At 65.4% G+C, this 16,767-nt stretch carries 16 protein-coding genes and 1 pseudogene; 10 read left to right on the top strand and 7 right to left on the bottom strand.

Annotated features, from left to right (window positions below; all coding sequences use genetic code 11):
• Nucleotides 1-63 precede the first annotated feature (63 nt).
• A complete protein-coding gene (surE, locus tag AC1DWT_RS33155; RefSeq protein ID WP_072943659.1) occupies nucleotides 64-849 on the bottom strand; it encodes a 5'/3'-nucleotidase SurE in 786 nt (261 codons plus the stop codon).
• A 267-nt stretch (nucleotides 850-1,116) separates the two neighbouring features.
• On the opposite strand from surE, the gene AC1DWT_RS33150 reads away from it, so the two are divergent.
• The 6 genes from AC1DWT_RS33150 (at nucleotide 1,117) to AC1DWT_RS33125 (ending at nucleotide 6,984) form a co-directional block, all read left to right on the top strand.
• Nucleotides 1,117-2,856 carry a PEP-utilizing enzyme gene (locus AC1DWT_RS33150; protein ID WP_477923916.1) on the top strand — a complete coding sequence of 580 codons (1,740 nt, stop codon included), beginning with the start codon at nucleotides 1,117-1,119 and terminating at the stop codon, nucleotides 2,854-2,856.
• 31 nt (nucleotides 2,857-2,887) lie between these two features.
• Nucleotides 2,888-3,982 carry a phosphotransferase gene (locus tag AC1DWT_RS33145; protein WP_095865574.1) on the top strand — a complete coding sequence of 365 codons (1,095 nt, stop codon included), beginning with the start codon at nucleotides 2,888-2,890 and terminating at the stop codon, nucleotides 3,980-3,982.
• Between the two features lie 51 nt (nucleotides 3,983-4,033).
• Entirely contained in the window at nucleotides 4,034-5,059 is a 1,026-nt protein-coding gene (locus AC1DWT_RS33140) for a TIGR03857 family LLM class F420-dependent oxidoreductase (RefSeq protein ID WP_095865696.1), read from the top strand.
• Nucleotides 5,056-5,409: a hypothetical protein gene (locus AC1DWT_RS33135; RefSeq protein WP_072943653.1), complete on the top strand. Its 354-nt coding sequence runs from the start codon at nucleotides 5,056-5,058 to the stop codon at nucleotides 5,407-5,409. The genes AC1DWT_RS33140 and AC1DWT_RS33135 overlap by 4 nt, the downstream gene beginning before the upstream one ends.
• The gene (locus AC1DWT_RS33130) at nucleotides 5,406-6,506 is read left to right on the top strand and encodes an aminoglycoside phosphotransferase family protein (RefSeq protein ID WP_477923914.1); all 1,101 of its coding nucleotides are present in this window, start codon (nucleotides 5,406-5,408) and stop codon (nucleotides 6,504-6,506) included. The genes AC1DWT_RS33135 and AC1DWT_RS33130 overlap by 4 nt, the downstream gene beginning before the upstream one ends.
• A gap of 229 nt (nucleotides 6,507-6,735) precedes the next feature.
• Complete coding sequence (locus AC1DWT_RS33125; RefSeq protein ID WP_477923912.1) at nucleotides 6,736-6,984, top strand: hypothetical protein; 249 nt, start codon at nucleotides 6,736-6,738, stop codon at nucleotides 6,982-6,984.
• A 55-nt stretch (nucleotides 6,985-7,039) separates the two neighbouring features.
• Here the strand turns inward: AC1DWT_RS33125 and AC1DWT_RS33120 are convergent, their stop codons facing one another.
• The 3 genes and pseudogenes from AC1DWT_RS33120 to AC1DWT_RS33110 all read right to left on the bottom strand — a co-directional run bounded on the left by AC1DWT_RS33120 (nucleotide 7,040) and on the right by AC1DWT_RS33110 (nucleotide 9,909).
• Entirely contained in the window at nucleotides 7,040-7,333 is a 294-nt protein-coding gene (locus AC1DWT_RS33120; RefSeq protein WP_387495431.1) for a HigA family addiction module antitoxin, read from the bottom strand.
• A 50-nt stretch (nucleotides 7,334-7,383) separates the two neighbouring features.
• Nucleotides 7,384-7,515: pseudogene (locus tag AC1DWT_RS33115) on the bottom strand (type II toxin-antitoxin system RelE/ParE family toxin); the annotation flags it as partial.
• Between the two features lie 216 nt (nucleotides 7,516-7,731).
• Entirely contained in the window at nucleotides 7,732-9,909 is a 2,178-nt protein-coding gene (locus AC1DWT_RS33110; protein WP_095865576.1) for a glutamine synthetase III family protein, read from the bottom strand.
• Between the two features lie 531 nt (nucleotides 9,910-10,440).
• Here AC1DWT_RS33110 and AC1DWT_RS33105 point away from each other — a divergent pair.
• Entirely contained in the window at nucleotides 10,441-10,929 is a 489-nt protein-coding gene (locus tag AC1DWT_RS33105; RefSeq protein WP_072943648.1) for a hypothetical protein, read from the top strand.
• 232 nt (nucleotides 10,930-11,161) lie between these two features.
• Nucleotides 11,162-12,373 carry a CaiB/BaiF CoA transferase family protein gene (locus AC1DWT_RS33100; protein WP_072943646.1) on the top strand — a complete coding sequence of 404 codons (1,212 nt, stop codon included), beginning with the start codon at nucleotides 11,162-11,164 and terminating at the stop codon, nucleotides 12,371-12,373.
• A gap of 127 nt (nucleotides 12,374-12,500) precedes the next feature.
• Here the strand turns inward: AC1DWT_RS33100 and AC1DWT_RS33095 are convergent, their stop codons facing one another.
• The 3 genes from AC1DWT_RS33095 to AC1DWT_RS33085 all read right to left on the bottom strand — a co-directional run bounded on the left by AC1DWT_RS33095 (nucleotide 12,501) and on the right by AC1DWT_RS33085 (nucleotide 15,647).
• Nucleotides 12,501-13,571: a threonine aldolase family protein gene (locus AC1DWT_RS33095; RefSeq protein ID WP_477923909.1), complete on the bottom strand. Its 1,071-nt coding sequence runs from the start codon at nucleotides 13,569-13,571 to the stop codon at nucleotides 12,501-12,503.
• 10 nt (nucleotides 13,572-13,581) lie between these two features.
• On the bottom strand, nucleotides 13,582-14,151 hold the full coding sequence (locus AC1DWT_RS33090; protein ID WP_072943643.1) for an XRE family transcriptional regulator: 570 nt from the start codon (nucleotides 14,149-14,151) through the stop codon (nucleotides 13,582-13,584).
• A gap of 215 nt (nucleotides 14,152-14,366) precedes the next feature.
• A complete protein-coding gene (locus tag AC1DWT_RS33085) occupies nucleotides 14,367-15,647 on the bottom strand; it encodes a cation:proton antiporter (protein ID WP_072943641.1) in 1,281 nt (426 codons plus the stop codon).
• A gap of 424 nt (nucleotides 15,648-16,071) precedes the next feature.
• On the opposite strand from AC1DWT_RS33085, the gene AC1DWT_RS33080 reads away from it, so the two are divergent.
• Together AC1DWT_RS33080 and AC1DWT_RS33075 are read left to right on the top strand one after the other, a co-directional pair.
• On the top strand, nucleotides 16,072-16,353 hold the full coding sequence (locus AC1DWT_RS33080) for a hypothetical protein (RefSeq protein ID WP_072943640.1): 282 nt from the start codon (nucleotides 16,072-16,074) through the stop codon (nucleotides 16,351-16,353).
• Nucleotides 16,350-16,628: a hypothetical protein gene (locus AC1DWT_RS33075; protein ID WP_477923907.1), complete on the top strand. Its 279-nt coding sequence runs from the start codon at nucleotides 16,350-16,352 to the stop codon at nucleotides 16,626-16,628. Before AC1DWT_RS33080 ends, AC1DWT_RS33075 begins: the two co-directional genes overlap by 4 nt.
• The last annotated feature ends 139 nt before the right edge of the window (nucleotides 16,629-16,767 follow it).

Here is a 16,767-nt window from a genome sequence, read left to right as displayed (position 1 = left end):
GGTCATCGACCGGCCCGACCCTTCTGCGTTCGATATACGGTGCAGCGCAGGAAAATCCTGCGCCTAGGACTCGGCGGCCACCGGGAACGGCAGGCACGCCTCGACGTGCGCCGCGACGCCTGAGCCCTCGGAGTTGGCCGCCACGGCCGAAATGGCGCTGATCGACACGTAGCCGTCACGCACGAGAGCGGAGTCGGTTCCGGTGCCGAGGCGTTCGGTATTGGCGAATCGCAACAGCCGCACCGTGTCCGGGGTCTTGTCGAAGGTCAAGCCGAGCAGTCCTCGCGGTGCCAGCGGCGCCATCCGCACGCCCTTGACCTCACTGATGTCGAGATCGGGCACATTGACGTTCAGCACGGCACGGTGGGCGCTGTGGGCGAGCATCCACTGTGCCGCCGACACCGCGATGCGGCCGGCGGTGTCGAATCGGTGCTCCGGCGGAAACCCGCAGCTGACGGCGAGACCGCGGACGCCGAGGGTCGACGCGGTCAAAGCGGCCGCCACCGTACTCGAATTCAGAATCATCCGGCCGGTGTTCGGGCCCGGATTGATGCCGCTGACGACCAGGTCCGGCGGAGGGCCGAACACCCCCGCGCACGCCGCGAACACCGCAAATGCGGGCGGGGCGTCGAAGCTGAGCGCCTGCACTCCCGGCAGGTGCTCGAAGCGGCGCTCCGTGTAGGCGATCTCCGCTCCGTGCTCGAGGGTGCCCAGCGAAGAGCCGCTGCCGCTGCACTCGCCGCGCGGCGCGGCGATGGTGATCTCGTACCCCTCGGTTGCCAGAGCTGTCGCCACCGCATGCAGTCCGGGTGCGTCGATGCCGTCGTCGTTGGTGACCAAAATGCGCATGTGAGCGCTCTCCTTCCCTGCCGACCTCCACAAACCAGACGCCAGCTCAGACCTCGTATCCAAGGATTGTGACGCAGTATTCACACTTTTGTCTACCGGCAAACGTGGAAACTCGTCAGACGTGAGGTCGGTCAAGGCCAGGGACTCTTGACAGAGTGACGCCACTCACATAAGAATGTGAATTCACAGTCGCTAAGACGAAAGGCGACGTGCATCGTTCCGGAATGAAACCGGCACTCCAAACATTTGTCTGAAAGAAGGCATCGCATGGCTGAGTGGCCCATCAACGACACTGTGTCGAAGGTGTTTCCCCTGTACTCCCGCGCGAACGTCGGGGAGATCTTCCCCGACCCGATCAGTCCGTTGAACGCCTCCGCCGGATTCCAGCACAATCTCGAACCGGGCTGGCGGGACGCCTTCGTCGCATGCAAGGTCTGGGGCCACGACCTCTACGACGCCACGGTCGACTACAACATCCTCCCGGCCTTCGGCAGCTACCTGTACATCAACATGTCGCTGATGCGGCTGTTCGGCGTCCGTGTGCCGGGGATGTCACCGGAGGCGGTCGACCTGCAGTACTTCGGTGACATGCCCGGGATTCCCAGCTACGAGAGCGAGAAGCGGGACTTCGACGAGAACCCGGAGTTCGCCGAGCGCGCCGGCGCCTGGCTGGTCGAGGAGGTCATCGGGGCCACCGGGCTGCCCGAGTACGACGCCGACCGTCAGGACGTGGTGCGGATCCGCGCCGACCGGCCCGACATGTCCGCGTTGACCGATCAGCAGTTGCGCGAGCGCATTACCTCCTTCGACTACATCCTGCGGCCGCTGTTCCAGCACCACATCGAGGCCAGCCTCAAATCGGGTGTCGGGCTGGGGGCCGTCGCGCAGATCGCCGCCGCCGTCGGCAGGCCCGAGCTCGCCCTCACCCTGGTCGGCGGCATCGGTGACGTCGACTCCACCGGACCCTCCAAGCGGATGTGGACCCTCAGCCGCACCGCCCAGGATCCGGCGGTGGCCGCCGTGTTCGACGAGGGCGTCCCCGGCCTCTACGACCGGCTGTCGGTGAGCACCGACCCAGCCGTCACCGCGTTCCGCACCGATCTCGACGCGTTCCTGTCGGACTGGGACTTCCGCGGCCCGGCGGAATGGGAGATCCGCGCCCAGACATGGGGCGTCAAACCGGAACTGGCGCTGGCCACCGTCGACCGCATGCGGCGGGTCGGTGACGACGAGGCGCCGGAAGGTAAGGGCGCCATCCGAAGTGAGGAACGCGAGGCCGCCGCTTCGGTGGTCCGTGAGCTCCTCGCCGGGGATCCCGAGACCTCCGCCCAGTTCGAGGCAACCCTCGCCGCCGCCGCTCTCTGGCTCCGCGGCCGCGAACGCGCCCGCACCACGGCGGCCATGGTGATCCACGAAATCCGGCTTCCTGCACGGGAGCTCGGCCGACGCGGGGTCGAGGCGGGAGCCCTCGACAGCGTGGAGCAGATCTTCATGCTCTTCGCCGACGAACTCGATGCCTACCTCGTCGATCCCGCTGCGTTCACCGACATCGTACGCGAGCGGGAAAAGAGCTACATCGCGCTCTTCGACGTCAAGCCGCCGTTCGTGGTGTCCGAGGAAGTTCCGCCGCTAGAGGGTTGGTCGCTCCGCGCAGGCGCCGCCGGTGCTGCGCTGGCCGCGGGCGAGTCTGTGGTCGGCGTGTCCGGCTGCACCGGCACCGCCCGGGGCATCGCCCGGGTCCTGACCACCCCCGACGACCCCTCCGCGCTCGAGCCCGGAGAGATCCTCATCGCCCCGATCACCGACCCGTCCTGGACACCGCTGTTCGTCGCCGCCTCCGCGGTGGTCGTCGACGTCGGAGCCCCGTTCTCGCACGCCGCGATCGTCAGCCGGGAAATCGGTATCCCGTGCATCGTCTCGGCCACCGACGCGACCAAGCGCATCCCGAACGGAGCACTCATCGAGGTCGACGGCACGACAGGTGTCGTGACGGTGCTCGAGATCTGAGTCGGTACCGGCCCTCGATAAGGAGAAGACATTGCACGCAGCTGATATTTGCGCGAGCTGGCTGGATCGAGTGTTGCGCGACAAGGGAATACTCGCCTCCGGTAACCGGGTGACCGACACGGCAATCGAACCGATAGGCACAGGTCTGGTCGCCGACAGCTATCAGATCACGATCTCGTACTCCGACCCTGGCAGCGGCCCCGTGTCGCTCGTCGCGAAACTGACCTCCGACAGCGAGCAGAGCCGCGCCGCCGGACGCAGCGAGCTCAACTACGCCCGTGAGGTCGGCTTCTACACCGAGATCGCGCCGCACCTCCAGGTCCGCGTCCCGTCCTGTTTCCACGCCGAAATCGATTCGAACAATACCGAATTCGTTCTCATCCTGGAGGATCTCACTCCCGCACGTCCCGGAAACCAGCTGACCGGCTGCACGGTGGCCGAAACGCGGCTCGCCGTCGAACAAGCCGCGCGGATCCACGCGCCTTACTGGGGTTCCGAAGAACTCAGGGGCAACCCGTGGATGGACATCTCGTCGAGCTACTGGCAGCGATTCGCCGAGATGATGCCCGAATGGTACGACGGATTCCGTCAGCGCTACGCCGGCCGGCTCAGCGAGGCCGACATCGCACTGGGGCAGGAATTCGTCGACAACATCGCCGGGTACTACCAGGCGCTGGAGAGGATGCCCTACACCGTCCAGCACGGAGACTACCGACCCGACAACGTTCTGTTCGACGCGCACGGCGGAGAAGTACCGCTCGTTGTACTGGACTGGCAAACAGTGGTGTACGCACCGGGAGTCGTCGACGTCGCCTACTTCATCGGTGGCGCGCTGGACGCCGCGACACGTCGAGCGAACGAGGACGAACTACTCCTCCACTACCACTCGGAACTCGTCGACCTCGGGGTCGAAGGCTATCCGTTCGAACGTCTCGTCCAGGACTATGCGTGCGCGACCTTCCACAACTTCATCATCGGGGTTGCGGCTGCGATGCTGGTGGAACGAACGGAGCGCGGTGACGACCTGTTTCTGTCCATGGTTACCAATTCCCTGACACATGCACGGGACCGCGACGGCACCCGCCACATCGGGATCCACCCACTCGCCGCGGTGAACCGTGGGTAGGTCGGCGCCCGACTGCGGTTCTCACGAAAGGCACACTCAGTGAACGATTCGATGCCTGAACTGGGCTTCTACGCACTCGGCGGACACGTCGAGTCTCCCCGAGAGATGTACGGCGAACTGGCACTGGCCGAGCGTCTCGGCCTGGGCACCGCGTTCTTTTCCGAACGGTTCAACGTCAAGGAACTCGGGTCGTTGACGGGCGCGGCCGGTGCGGTGACCGAACGCCTGAACATCGCCACTGCTGCGACCAACCACAACACCCGCCACCCGATGGTAACAGCAGCATGGGCGACGACGATGCACCGGCTGACGAACGGCCGCTTCGTCCTCGGCCTCGGTCGTGGGCTGGCACCGCAACTGAAAGCCTTCGGCCTCCCGCCGGTCACCACCGCGCAACTGGAGGATTTCATCGGTCTGATGCGCCGATTGTGGAAGGGAGAGACCGTCGAGGGCCATAGCGGCCCGGCCGGAAACTATCCGGCGCTGCGCCTCGACCCGACATTCGACGAGAACATTCCGATCGGGCTGACCGCATTCGGGCCTGCGACCCTGGCCCTGGCCGGGCGAGCCGCTGACGTCGTCGTTCTCCACACGTACTTCTCGGACGACACTGTCGTGCGGTGTGTGAACGCGGTCCGCACCGCCGCGGAGAAGGCCGGTCGTGATCCCGCAGCGGTCAAGGTGTGGTCCTGCTACGCAACGGTTCCCGATCACCTGCCCGTCGAACTGCAACTGAAGAAGACCGTGGCTAGACTCGCCACCTACCTGCAGGTGTACGGAGACCTGATGGTGAAGACGAACAACTGGGACCCCAACGCGCTCCAGCGGTTCCGAGAAGATCCGGTGGTCGCCGGATTGAACGGCTGGTGCGATGCGGTGGCGACCCCGTCCGAGATCGAGCACATCGGCACAGTGCTGCCCGCCGAGTGGCTCGACGCAGCCGCCACAGGATCAGCCGAGGCCTGCGCGAAGAAGGTCTCCGCCCAACTCGATCTCGGTGTCGACGGTGTCATCATGCACTGCTCGACCCCGGCAGAACTCGAGCCGGTCGTCGAGACGTACAGGAGTCTCCGGTGAGAACCCCCGTCGAACTCGTCGAACAGTATGTGTTCGAGATCTACAACAAGCAACGGGTCGAGCTCATCCACGAAATCTGCGGAGACCCGGTCATTCGACACGAAGCGGGTAACACCGTCGCGCTCAGCCGGAATCAGCAAATCGAGCGCATTCGTGCCGACCTGGCGTCGAACCAGCCGACATTTGAGGTGACCAACCTCTCCGGCAACGAGGAATTCGCGACGCTGACGTGGAACGCGATCCGCCTGTCCACCGGAGAGCGGCTCTGCGGAATCGAGGTCTTCAAAGCGACCGCGGGACTCATCACGGATGTGTGGAACTCCAACTACTTCGAAGGGTCCTGGTCATGAATCACCCGACTCCCAGAGTGCTCTACGTCGCCACCGAGATCGACACCGCATGGGTGCAGTCCGTGCTACGGCAGGCAGGCCACACTGGGGTCGAGGTCGCGTCGATCTCGGCGCAGCCGATCGGCGCAGGCAACGTGAGCGACACCGTACGAATCGGCATCGAGTACGCACGAGCCGAATCGGGTTCCCCCGCCGCGGTCGTGGTGAAGTTTCGTCCGAGCGCACCGGGTGCGCACGCGCACGGACTGCGGAGCGGTGCATACCACCGCGAAATCGGCGCTTACCGGGAAGTCGGTGGCCGACAGGCTTGCCGGATTCCGCGGTGCTTCTGGGTGGCCGGCGACGAGACGAACATCAACCTCGTCCTGGAGGACTTGACGGCAACGACGACGCCCGGCAATCAAGCCGCGGGGTGTGGTGTGGCCGAGGCGGAATCCCTTGTCGCGGAACTCGCTCGCCTGCACTCCAGCTTCTTCCCACTGACAGACGAGGCAGCGCCAGGGTGGTTGGTGCGCATGTCCGAGGTCTCCGACTACTGGTGCGATGCGGCGGAACGCGGGGCCGCGGCCGCGCTGACTCGCTTCGCCGGGGACCTCCCGCCGGACTTCCTCGCCGCCGTTCGAGTTGCCGTCGCACTCGTTCGCACCTGGTACGGGCTGCCGCAGCAACACCTGACACTCACTCACGGCGACCCTCGCGTCGACAATGTTCTCTTCGAGAGGTCGGAGGCGGGAGTGTCGGCCGTGCTCCTGGATTGGCAGTTCACCGGCTTGCGCAATCCGATGTACGACTTCGCGTACTTCATGTCGGGCAGTGTCGACGTCGCCGAACGCCGACTACACGAAACACGATTGCTGAAGACGTACATCGACGTGTTCGCGGAGAAATCCTCCGGATACGACGAGGGGCAGGCGACGGCCGACTACAGGATCCAGCTACTCAGCGGCCTCTACGTCACACTCGCCGCGGTCGCGGTTCTCCCCGACAACGATGTGGTGAACCAGCTGATTCTCGCGCTGCTACGGCGTAACTGCGCAGCCGTGGTCGATTGGAAATCCGTCGAAGCGCTCGGCGACTTGGCCGCATCTCGCCACTGACAGACACCCAGAGACCCGGGCGGTGTGAGCCGACAGACAGATCCGGAACCCACACCTTCCGCCGTAGGTTCCGGACCTGTCTGCGTGCAGATCTACTCCAGTCCGTCAGAGGACGTAGAGCATCTCCTGGTACGTGGGCAGCGGCCAGAGGTTGTCGGCCACGATGTCCTAGATCCGCGCCCAGACGTGGGTAGTCGAGCCGGAACTGGCGCTGGCCACCGTCGACCGCATGCGGCAGGTCGGCGACGACGAAGCGCCGGAAGGCAAGGGCGTCATCCGTAGTGAGGAACGCGAGGCCGCCGCTTCGGTGGTCCGTGAGCTCCTCGCCGAGGATCCCGAGACCTCCGCCCAGTTCGAGGCCACCCTCGCCGCAGCCGCTCTCTGGCTCCGCGAACGCGCCCGCACCAAGCGCATCCCGAACGGAGCACTCATCGAGGTCGACGGCACGACCGGTGTCGTGACGGTGCTCGAGATCTGAGTCGGCGTCTACCGCCTCGACAACGTTCTGTTCGACGCACGCGGCGGAGACCGATCTATGCCGAAAGAGGGGTGATCTTGGCGAGGGTGTCGCCTAGCTTGTCGGCCGCAATGTCGAGTTCGTAGCGGTCCTGGATGTTGAGCCAGAACTGTGCGCTGTTGCCGAACACCTTGGCCAGTCGCAGCGCGGTGTCTGCGGTGATCGACCGCTTGCCGAGCACGATCTCGTTGATCCGTCGGGGCGGAACACCGATGATCGTGGCCAGGCGGTTCTGCGTAATACCGAAAGGCTCGAGGAAGTCGTCACGGAGGATCTCGCCGGGGTGGATGGGGCTCAGGTCTGTAGTCATTATCGGTGTTCCTTTCCCTGGTCGGAGGTGCGCGGGTTCCTGTCGGGTGGTCAGTGATAGTCGGTGATTTCGACGTCGTACGCGGCGGTGGCGCTCCAGATGAAGCAGATGCGGTACTGATCGTTGATCCGAACGCTGTACTGGCCCAACCGATCCCCGGATAGCTTCTCCAGCCGTTGCCCCAGTGTAACGCAATGCGTTAATAACGCACAACGTTATACGTGTGCCGCCTGTACCTATGCGAGATCCTCGAGGTCTACCGAAGTCTGCGGTGAGAACCCCGTCGCACTCGTGCGCGAGATCTGCGGCGACCCGGTGGAGCCGACACGAAGGTCCGGAACCTACAGCTTCCGCCGTAGGTTCCGGACCTTGATGACGTGCAGATCTACTCCAGTCCGTCAGAGGACGTAGAGCATCTCCTGGTACGTGGGCAGCGGCCAGAGGTCGTCGGCCACGATGTCCTCGAGGCTGTCTGCTGCTGCGCGAACGGCAGCCATCGCGGGCAGGAGGGCGTCCTTGGCATGCGTTGCCTCCGCCAATGCCTCCGATTCACCCTGAGCGGTGAGCGCGGACTTCAACTCGGCGAGCGCGACCCTGAGGTTTGTCAGGGGTGCCGACACGGCTTCGAGCGCGGACAGGTCCGCGTCCACGCCTGCGGCCTTCAGCGCCGCAACGTTCTGCGCCAACTCGGTCTGGTAGCGAATCGCGGCGGGGAGGATCGACGTCTGTCCCAATTCCAGGGTCAGCCGTGCTTCCACACCGATCGTCAGCGCGTACTGTTCGAGACCGATCTCGTAGCGAGAGTGCATCTCCCGGTGGTTGAACACCTGGTACTTGCCGAACAGTTCGACCGCCGATTCGGTGATCAGTTCGGGCAACGCGTCGAGGGTCGTGCGCAGGTTCGGCAGTCCACGCGCGGCCGCCTCGTTCTGCCAGTTCTCCGAGTACCCGTCACCGTTGAACACGACGTCACCGTGGTTGGTGATGATCTCGGTGAGCAGGTTCTGCACCGCGGTGTCGAAGTCGGTGCCGTTCGCGACCGCGGTCTCGAGTTCGGTCGCGATGTAGTCGAGCGACTCGGCCATGATCGTGTTGATCGTGACGATGGGTCCGCTGACGGTCTGCATCGAACCCGGCGCCCGGAACTCGAACCGGTTGCCGGTGAAGGCGAACGGGCTCGTGCGGTTGCGGTCGCCCGGATCGGTCGGGAGCACGGGCAGGGTGTCGACACCGATCTTCATGGTGCCCTTCCCCTTCGACGAGGTGGCCGCACCCTTCGCGATCTGCTCGAACACGCCGGCGAGCTGATCTCCGAGGAAGACGGAGATGATGGCCGGGGGAGCCTCGTTCGCGCCGAGGCGGTGATCGTTGGTCGCCGACGCGACGGAGGCGCGGAGCAGGCCGCCGTACTTGTGCACCCCGCGGATGACGGCAGCACAGAAGACGAGGAACTGGGCGTTGTCGTGCGGGTTGTCGCCGGGAACGAGGAGGCTGCCGAGGTCGGAATTGCCGAGCGAGAAGTTGACGTGCTTGCCGGACCCGTTGACACCGTCGAACGGCTTCTCGTGGAACAGGCAGGCCATGCCGTGCTTCTTGGCGATCGTCTTGAGCGTCGTCATCAGCAGTTGCTGGTGGTCGGCGGCGATGTTGCCGCGTTCGAACATCGGTGCGATCTCGAACTGGCCGGGGGCGACCTCGTTGTGCCTGGTCTTCGCCGGAATGCCGAGCTTGAACAGCTCACGTTCGGTGTCCATCATGAAGCCGAGAACGCGCTCCGGGATGGCGCCGAAGTAGTGGTCGTCGAACTCCTGGCCCTTGGGCGGCTTGGCGCCGAACAGGGTGCGGCCGGAGTTGAGCAGGTCCGGCCGGGCGAGGAAGAAGTGCCGGTCGACGAGGAAGTACTCCTGTTCCGGTCCACAGAACGAGACGATGTTCTCGACGTCGTCGTGGCCGAAGAGCGTCAGGATGCGTTCCGCGTGGACACCCATCGCCTGCTGCGACCGCAGCAGCGGTGTCTTGTGGTCGAGCGCGTCCCCGGTCATCGACACGAACACCGTCGGAATGCACAGGGTGTTGCCGTTCGGGTTCTCCAGCACATACGCCGGGCTGGTGACGTCCCACCCGGTGTAACCACGCGCCTCGAACGTGTTGCGGAGCCCGCCGTTGGGGAAGCTCGACGCGTCGGGCTCGCCCTGGACGAGCGTCTTACCTGCGAATTCGGCGAGCGCCGACCCGTCACCGACCGGGTCGAAGAAGCTGTCGTGCTTCTCCGCGGTCAGGCCCGTCAGGGGGTAGAAGACGTGCGCGTAGTGCGTGGCGCCCTTCTCGAGTGCCCAGTCCTTCATCGCCGACGCGACCGCGTCGGCAACCATCGGGTCGAGAGGCTTGCCCTTCTCGATCGTGGCGATGACGGACTTGTAGACCGACTTCGGCAGACGCTTCTGCATCACGGTCTTGCTGAACACGTTCTGACCGAAGATCTCGCCCGGCTTCTCGTCGTCGACGAAACTGACGGCCGGGGGCACGTATGCCTCGACGTCCTTGATCGCCTGCAGACGGACGGCATTCCCACTCATGTGTTTCTCCCTCGCGTGTACCCCGCGGATGAGGTGGGGGTGCGTCGGGGCAACACTGTACGAACGGAACGTAACGTGAATGTTTCGTGCAGATTTCTCGGCCGTGTCAGACCGCCGTGACGGTGCTCACGCAGAGTCCCCTGAGGATAAGGCCCACAGCAAAACTACACCGTTCGGATTCGGTCCGTCGGTTGAGGCCGTCGCCGGCCGGCAGGGGCGGGAACGTCGAGCCCTCGACGGAACTTTACTTGCGCTTTACCTTATTTCGCGATAGCGTCCAATCAGTTGCAGGCGAAGCGAATCGCGAATTCGCCACCTCCAGACCGAGGTGAGAGTCCGCCCATCGAGGGATCGGGCGGTGTGCCCGTACGCAGCGCGCCGACGTCGAATCGAATTCCGTCGGACGCCGCTACACGGGCGGTGGACCCCACCGGTCAGCTTTGGGCGGCCGGGACCGGTGGGGCCATACCGGCGACTGGGAGTGATCCACCGCGCTGTGTGGCGGTGCCCCGCACCGGGCATTCTCGAAGTATGGGATCGAACGCGGGCAGCCCCACCAGTTCGTCGGCCGCGGCAGTCGGCGGCCGGCTGATGCAACTGGTCGGTGACCGCGACGTCGTCCGGTTCTCGGGCGAGATATCCCGGGTGTGCGCCGAACCGCCGGCTGTCGGAGAGCAACCGGAGTACGGCGACGTGCTCGCCTGGGTCGTCGATGCCATCGTCGGCGTGGTCACCGCGCGTTTGGGCGCCGCGCGACCGGGGGAGAGGTTCATCCTCGACCTGCGCTTCACGGACGGCGGGTTCGTCGACGTAGACGCCCTCTCGGCGTCGGAGCGTTGGGTGCTGCGGACGGTGTCGGCGTTCCTCGCCGAGGATCTCGCCGAAGCGCAGCGGTCGCTGACCGCTGCCGAGCAATTCGACGTGACCATGCGGGCGGAGACGCTCTCCGATGCCCTGATCTGGCTCGACTTCGTTCTCGACGTCGACCTTCCCGACCCTCCCGACGTCACCACCGCATAGCGGGGCGGTCAGTCCGGTGTCCTCGCCTCCGCCGGTAGAGGGCACGGCAACGCCGTGAATCCGCGATCTCGTTCAGCGGACTCTCACAGCGCTCCCCGGATCGGATTCTGTGGTGTTCCGCTTTGGAACACCCGCGTCGTGGGGCGGTGGTCGATCCTGGAGTCACCATGCCGGGTAGCCGGCACCGAACGCTCCGTCTGCGGCGTGCGGTCCATCATCAGGAGAATTTCACGTGACCTCAATTGTGACTTCGACGGCGCGCCGGGACCTTCCTCTCGACGGGATCACCGTGGTCAGCTTCGAGCAGGCGGTGGCCGCCCCGATCGCCACCCGGCACCTGGCCGATCTCGGAGCCCGCGTGATCAAGATCGAACGTGTGGGGGAGGGCGATTTCGCCCGCAACTACGACACCGCCGTGCACGGCCTCGCCTCCCATTTCGTGTGGCTCAACCGGGGCAAGGAGTCGGTCTGCGTCGACATGAAGTCAGCGGAGGGGCTCGAGGTGATACGTCGGCTCCTCGACCGGGCCGACGTCGTCGTCCAGAACTTTGCTCCCGGCGCGATGGAACGTCTCGGTCTCGGCGCCGACGCCTTGCGCCGCGACCGCCCCGAACTGATCGTGGTGAACATGACCGGCTACGGCACCGCAGGCCCACTGCAGGCACGTAAGGCGTACGACATGCTGGTGCAGGCAGAGACCGGTTTGTGCTCGATCACCGGCACCCCCGAGACGGCAACCAAGACGGGAATTCCAGCCGCCGACATCGCCGCCGGCATGTATGCGCTGACTGCGGTGCAGGCAGCACTGTTTCGGCGCGAACGCACCGGTGTGGGGGCCGCGGTGGATGTGTCCATGTTCGACGCGACCGTCGAATGGCTCGGGCACCCCATGTACCTGCAGATGTACCAGGACACTCAAGTCGAGCGGATGGGTCTGAGTCACGCCTCGATCGCACCGTACGACGCGTACCCGACCGTTGATGGGCAGATCCTGATCGGGGTGCAGAACGACCGCGGCTGGCGGGCGCTGGTCACCGAGGTGTTCGGCAGATCCGATCTTGCGGAGCATCCGAAGTTCGCGACCAACATCCTGCGGGTGGAGCACCGACCCGAAACCGACCAGGTCGTCGCCGAGCACACCCGCCGTTTCGACACCGAGGAACTGGACAAACGACTCGCCGCGGCAGGCGTGCCCGCCGCCCGCCTGAACGGAATGAGAGACCTCATCGACCATCCTCAACTGTCCGAGCGTGCCCGGTGGCGGGAGGTCGACACCGCCGCCGGGCCAGTGCGAGCGGTACTGCCGCCGATGACGTTCACCGATGTCGAACTGCCCATGGGACCTGTTCCCGCCCTCGGTGAGCACACCGACGCCGTGCTCAGCGAACTCGGCCTCACCGACACCGCGATCGCTGGACTTCGCACCGGAGGCGCCGTCGGTTAGCCTCCCGTCCCGCAGCTGAGATCGCATGGCTCAGCGCATCGACGAAGGCAGATCCGATGGCGGCCACAGAGGTCTCGTGGCCACCAAAGGCGTTGTCGCGCTGAGGCAGTCTATCGTTGCTCTCGCCCTACAGCACAGATCGGTACCCGCGCGTAAGTTCGGTGACCGAAGACACAAGCGTGTCGATGTCCGATGAGTGATGGGTGAAAGACGTCACGAACCGAACGACTCCCGGCTCCCAGCGGTCGCCGTAGAAGGCGTACCCCTGAGCCCTGAGATCAGCCGACAGGTGATCGGGGAAGTGGCAGAACAGAATGTTGGCGCCGCTCTTGCTCAGGATCTTCACGCCGGGGAGGCCTGCGAGGCCGTCGCGCAGTCTCGTCGCCATGTCGTTCGCGTGGCGTGCATTGTTCAGCCAGAGGTCGTCGTCGAGGTAGGCGCCGAGTTGCGCTGTCTGGAAGCGCATTTTGGAAGTGAGTTGACCTGCACGCTTGTGGCGGTATTGCAGTTCGGTAGCCAGCCGGCCGTCGAACGAGATCACGGCGTCCGCGGTCATCGCGCCGTTCTTCGTGGCACCGAACGACAGGATGTCCACTCCTGCCTTCCAACTCATTTCGGCCGGGGTCGCCCCGATGGCGATCAAGGCGTTGGCGAAACGGGCACCGTCCATGTGGACACGAAGACCCGCTTCGTGCGCGATCGACGACAGTTCCGCGAGTTCGTCCAGACTGTATGCGCTGCCGGACTCGGTTGCCTGCGTGAGGCTGACGACGGAGGGCTGCACGCTGTGGACATCTCCTCTCCTCCGGCCCACTGCTGCGCGGAACAAGTCCGCGTCGATCTTGGAATCCGGGCCGTCCACCAGGATTGATCTCGCACCATTCGTGAAAAACTCCGGTGCGCCTGCCTCGTCGTTGTTGATGTGAGCGTCCGGGTGGGACAGGACTGCGCCCCACGGAGGCGTCAGAGCGGACAACGCGAGTCCGTTCGCCGCCGAACCGGTGCCGACCGGGAATACGTCGACGTGATGGTCGAAGACGTCGGCGAACTTCGTCCGCACCGACTGCGAAAGCTCGTCATTGCCGTACGGCGCGGCCAGGCCCTCCGCTGCTGCCGTCATCGCGGCGAGGATCTGGGGGGACGCGCCTGCAGCGTTGTCACTGAGGTATCCCTGCAGGGGTGTGGCGGCCGAGGTCATGGATGACCTTTCAATTCGATACTGGAACAATGAATGTCACGGTCAAGTCAACTGGCTCGTTCGACGTGACGTACACGTGCGGCGCGTCGCCGGCAAAGGCGAGTAAGTCGCCCGGTCCCAGCGCGGTGGGGTTGTCCACGGGTCCTGCACGAAGGTGCCCAGACGAGATAAAGAGCTGCTCGACTGTGCCGTCTGCGTGAGGGAGGCCTGTGCTGGAGTGGTTCGCGGGTAGTCGCATCCGCCATATTTCGACCGAATGCCCGCCGCTGATCCTGCGGAGAAGTTCACGCTTCACCTCGCCCGACTCGACGCCGGTTCCTCGCAGATGGAGTGGCCCAGGGTCTCGATCGCCGGAAATGAGGTCCGTGAGCGGAATTCTGAGTGCCACCGCAAGCGAATCCAGGGTAGTGATCGTCGGGTTCCCCGTACCTGATTCGAGTCCCGACAAGGTCGCTTTGCTGATCCCTGCGCGGCGTGCGAGCTCAGCTGCGGACATTCCGCGTTGGGTTCGCCGCATCACGATCTGTTCACCGATGGCGGCGCACCTGTCGTTCACCGATTGCCCCTCGGGTCCGGGCATACTCACACCTCGATCTGGCAACCGTCACTTGGACTCGGCTCACCATTGCGTTCGGTAAAGTGAACTATTCGTTCAGTGTAATGATCGTCGCGCTGGCGGGCAACCCGTCGCTGAGCTGCATTGCGTGGCGTTCCCGGAGCGGATGAGGGGCCGCTGACACCGGAGAAGGTGCCGGCGGCCCTCTTCATTTTGCCCACCGGATGGTTCCGCTGTTGCTAGCCGCCGTCGTCCACGCGAGGACGGACATCGCCCGGCCTCTCCCCGGACGCTTCGATGTGGAGGGTCTCCGGCCGGGGATGCCCCCGGAACCAGGCCGCGTAACGATCGGCGAGCGGCGCGGCGGTGAGTCCGTGGGCGAGGACCGAGACGCCGATGGTGACCAGCGCGGTCGTCAGCAGCAGGTTTTCGTGCGGGAGTTCGCCCGACTCCTCGACGATCAGGACCACGAAGACGATGGTGGCGAGCCCGCGCGGGCCGAACCAGCCGAGAAAGGCGATGGTCGGCCCCCGTGCGTGCAGGCCGACGAGGGAGAGCGCCACCGGCACCATCCGCACGACGGTGAGGCTGAGCGCCGCGTAGACGAGCACCTGCCACGACAGGTGACCGAGCGCGGGGCCGAGCAGCACCGCACCGAAGACGATGAAGGTCACCGCGTTGAAGAGATCGCCGGACTCCTCGATCATGTGCGAGAGCTCGCCCCCCGCCCGCCGCCGAATGGCACCGAAGGCGAGGCCACCGACGAACGCCGCGATGAAACCCGACCCGCCGAGCGGAACGGCGATCGTGTACGCGAGCACGGCGGCGGCGACCGGGACGATCTGGATCCACAGCGGGTCGATCGCATCGCGCCGGCCGGCGACGACCACGATTGCTGCCGCGACCGCTCCGGCGCCCAAGCCGGCGAGGATGCCGTAGCCGATCTGCTCGGCGACCAGGATCGCGGCCGAGCCACCGCCGATCGCCCCCGATTCGGCGCGGGCGATCGCGAGGACGATCAGGAACAGTGGCACGCAGATGCCGTCGTTGAGTCCGCTCTCGACGTTGAGGCCTTGCCGCACCCGCGTCGGTAGAGAGGGCAGCGTCACGACCGCCTGTCCGAGCGCCGCGTCGGTCGGCGCCAGGATCACCGCCAGCAGCAACGCCTCCGGCCAGCCGAAATCGTCGAACACGAGCACCGCGGCGCCGAAGCCCGCGGCGATCGTCAGCGGCAGTCCGAATCCGAGAAGTCGTGCCGGGAGCGCGATCTCGGGACGGAGCGCGGTGAGGTCGACGTTCGACGCGTCGGTGAAGAGCACGAGCGCGAGCGTCACCTCGGCGAGCAATTTGATGATCTCGCCTGTGACGTCCACCTCGATCAGGCCCACCCCTTCCGCACCCAGCGCGAGTCCACCCACCGTGAAGGCGATCGGCGCGGTGAGCGGGGTACCCGCAACTTTCCGGGAGATCGCGGCGAAGGCGAGCAGCATCGCGGCGATCGCCGGTATCGCCCAGGTCATCGCGTCCCTACCCCGGCAGGGCGGGGCGGCGAGGCCACCGCGGCGGATCCCACTTCGTCGAGCGCGGGATCACCAGTGAACGGCTCGTTCATGACCTTGGCTCCTCATCGGGTCTCGTGCATCCAGCCAAGCACGACGAACCCCGCGTTCACCATGGTTTGACCGGATCGCTGCGCTGGTCCAGCCGTGAGGGCCAGAGGACTACCTCGCGGCCGGAGCGCGGGCCATGTACGAACACGAACACGATCTCCTGCGGCGACGTGAGAGCCGTCCTGGCCCCCCCTTCAGCCTCGCCGGCATCGTGTCCGCACCGAACGCCGCGTCCGGCGCGAGATTCGCGTAGTCGACTACTCGGTCCAACCGGCGCAGGTCGCCGTACGGTCGGTCCTGTATCGCATTCGCGAATCGACGAAAGGACACTGAAATGGCTTGGTCGACAACGCCGCAGGGGCTTTTTCTCGCCGCTGGTCAGGCGAATCAATTCTCCTTCTCGTTCGGGGACATCTGGAAGGGGCCGCAGTTGGCGACGCCGAAACTCGATGCCAGTCAGGGTGGTGGCGGCACGAAGGTCCTGGTGACGCAGTGGCAGGGCACCGCCAACGAACCGGTATTCGGCGGCCCCAGCAGGCAGTGGTACGCGCTCGGCATTCATAACAGCTCGAATTCGGGCATCTGGTTCCATCTCGAAGGAGGCGTACTCGCATGACGACACAGGAATCACCGAAGGTGTCCCAGGTGCAGGTCCTGGCGGACGACAGCGGCAGCATTCTGGCCGCCGTCATGCGGACCGCGGGGACGGACTCGATCCCGGACTCGGGTGAGGACGTTGCACCCCAGGTCTCGCTTCTCGCCTCGGAAGGACAAGTGTTGCATGAAGTCTCCGTCTCCGGAGCGTCAGGGGAGGAGATGTTCGAGTCGCTCGATCAGTGCGTGATTCGGGTCGACGCCGGCGTGCCGACGTTGGTGCGACGCGACGCATAGCCGTCGAGGAAGGCGAGGGGAACGCTGGTCCGGGGGCCGGCGGTCCCCGCCCTGCGCCGGGCGGAAACCCATCAAATTCCCCTCGAGAGCTACTTTGTCCGCACAAACGGTTGACTTCGCTGCAGGCGCACAGCACTGT

It is taken from the genome of Rhodococcus sp. P4_B6, assembly GCF_056402215.1.
This window is presented reverse-complemented; position numbering and strand designations above follow the sequence as displayed.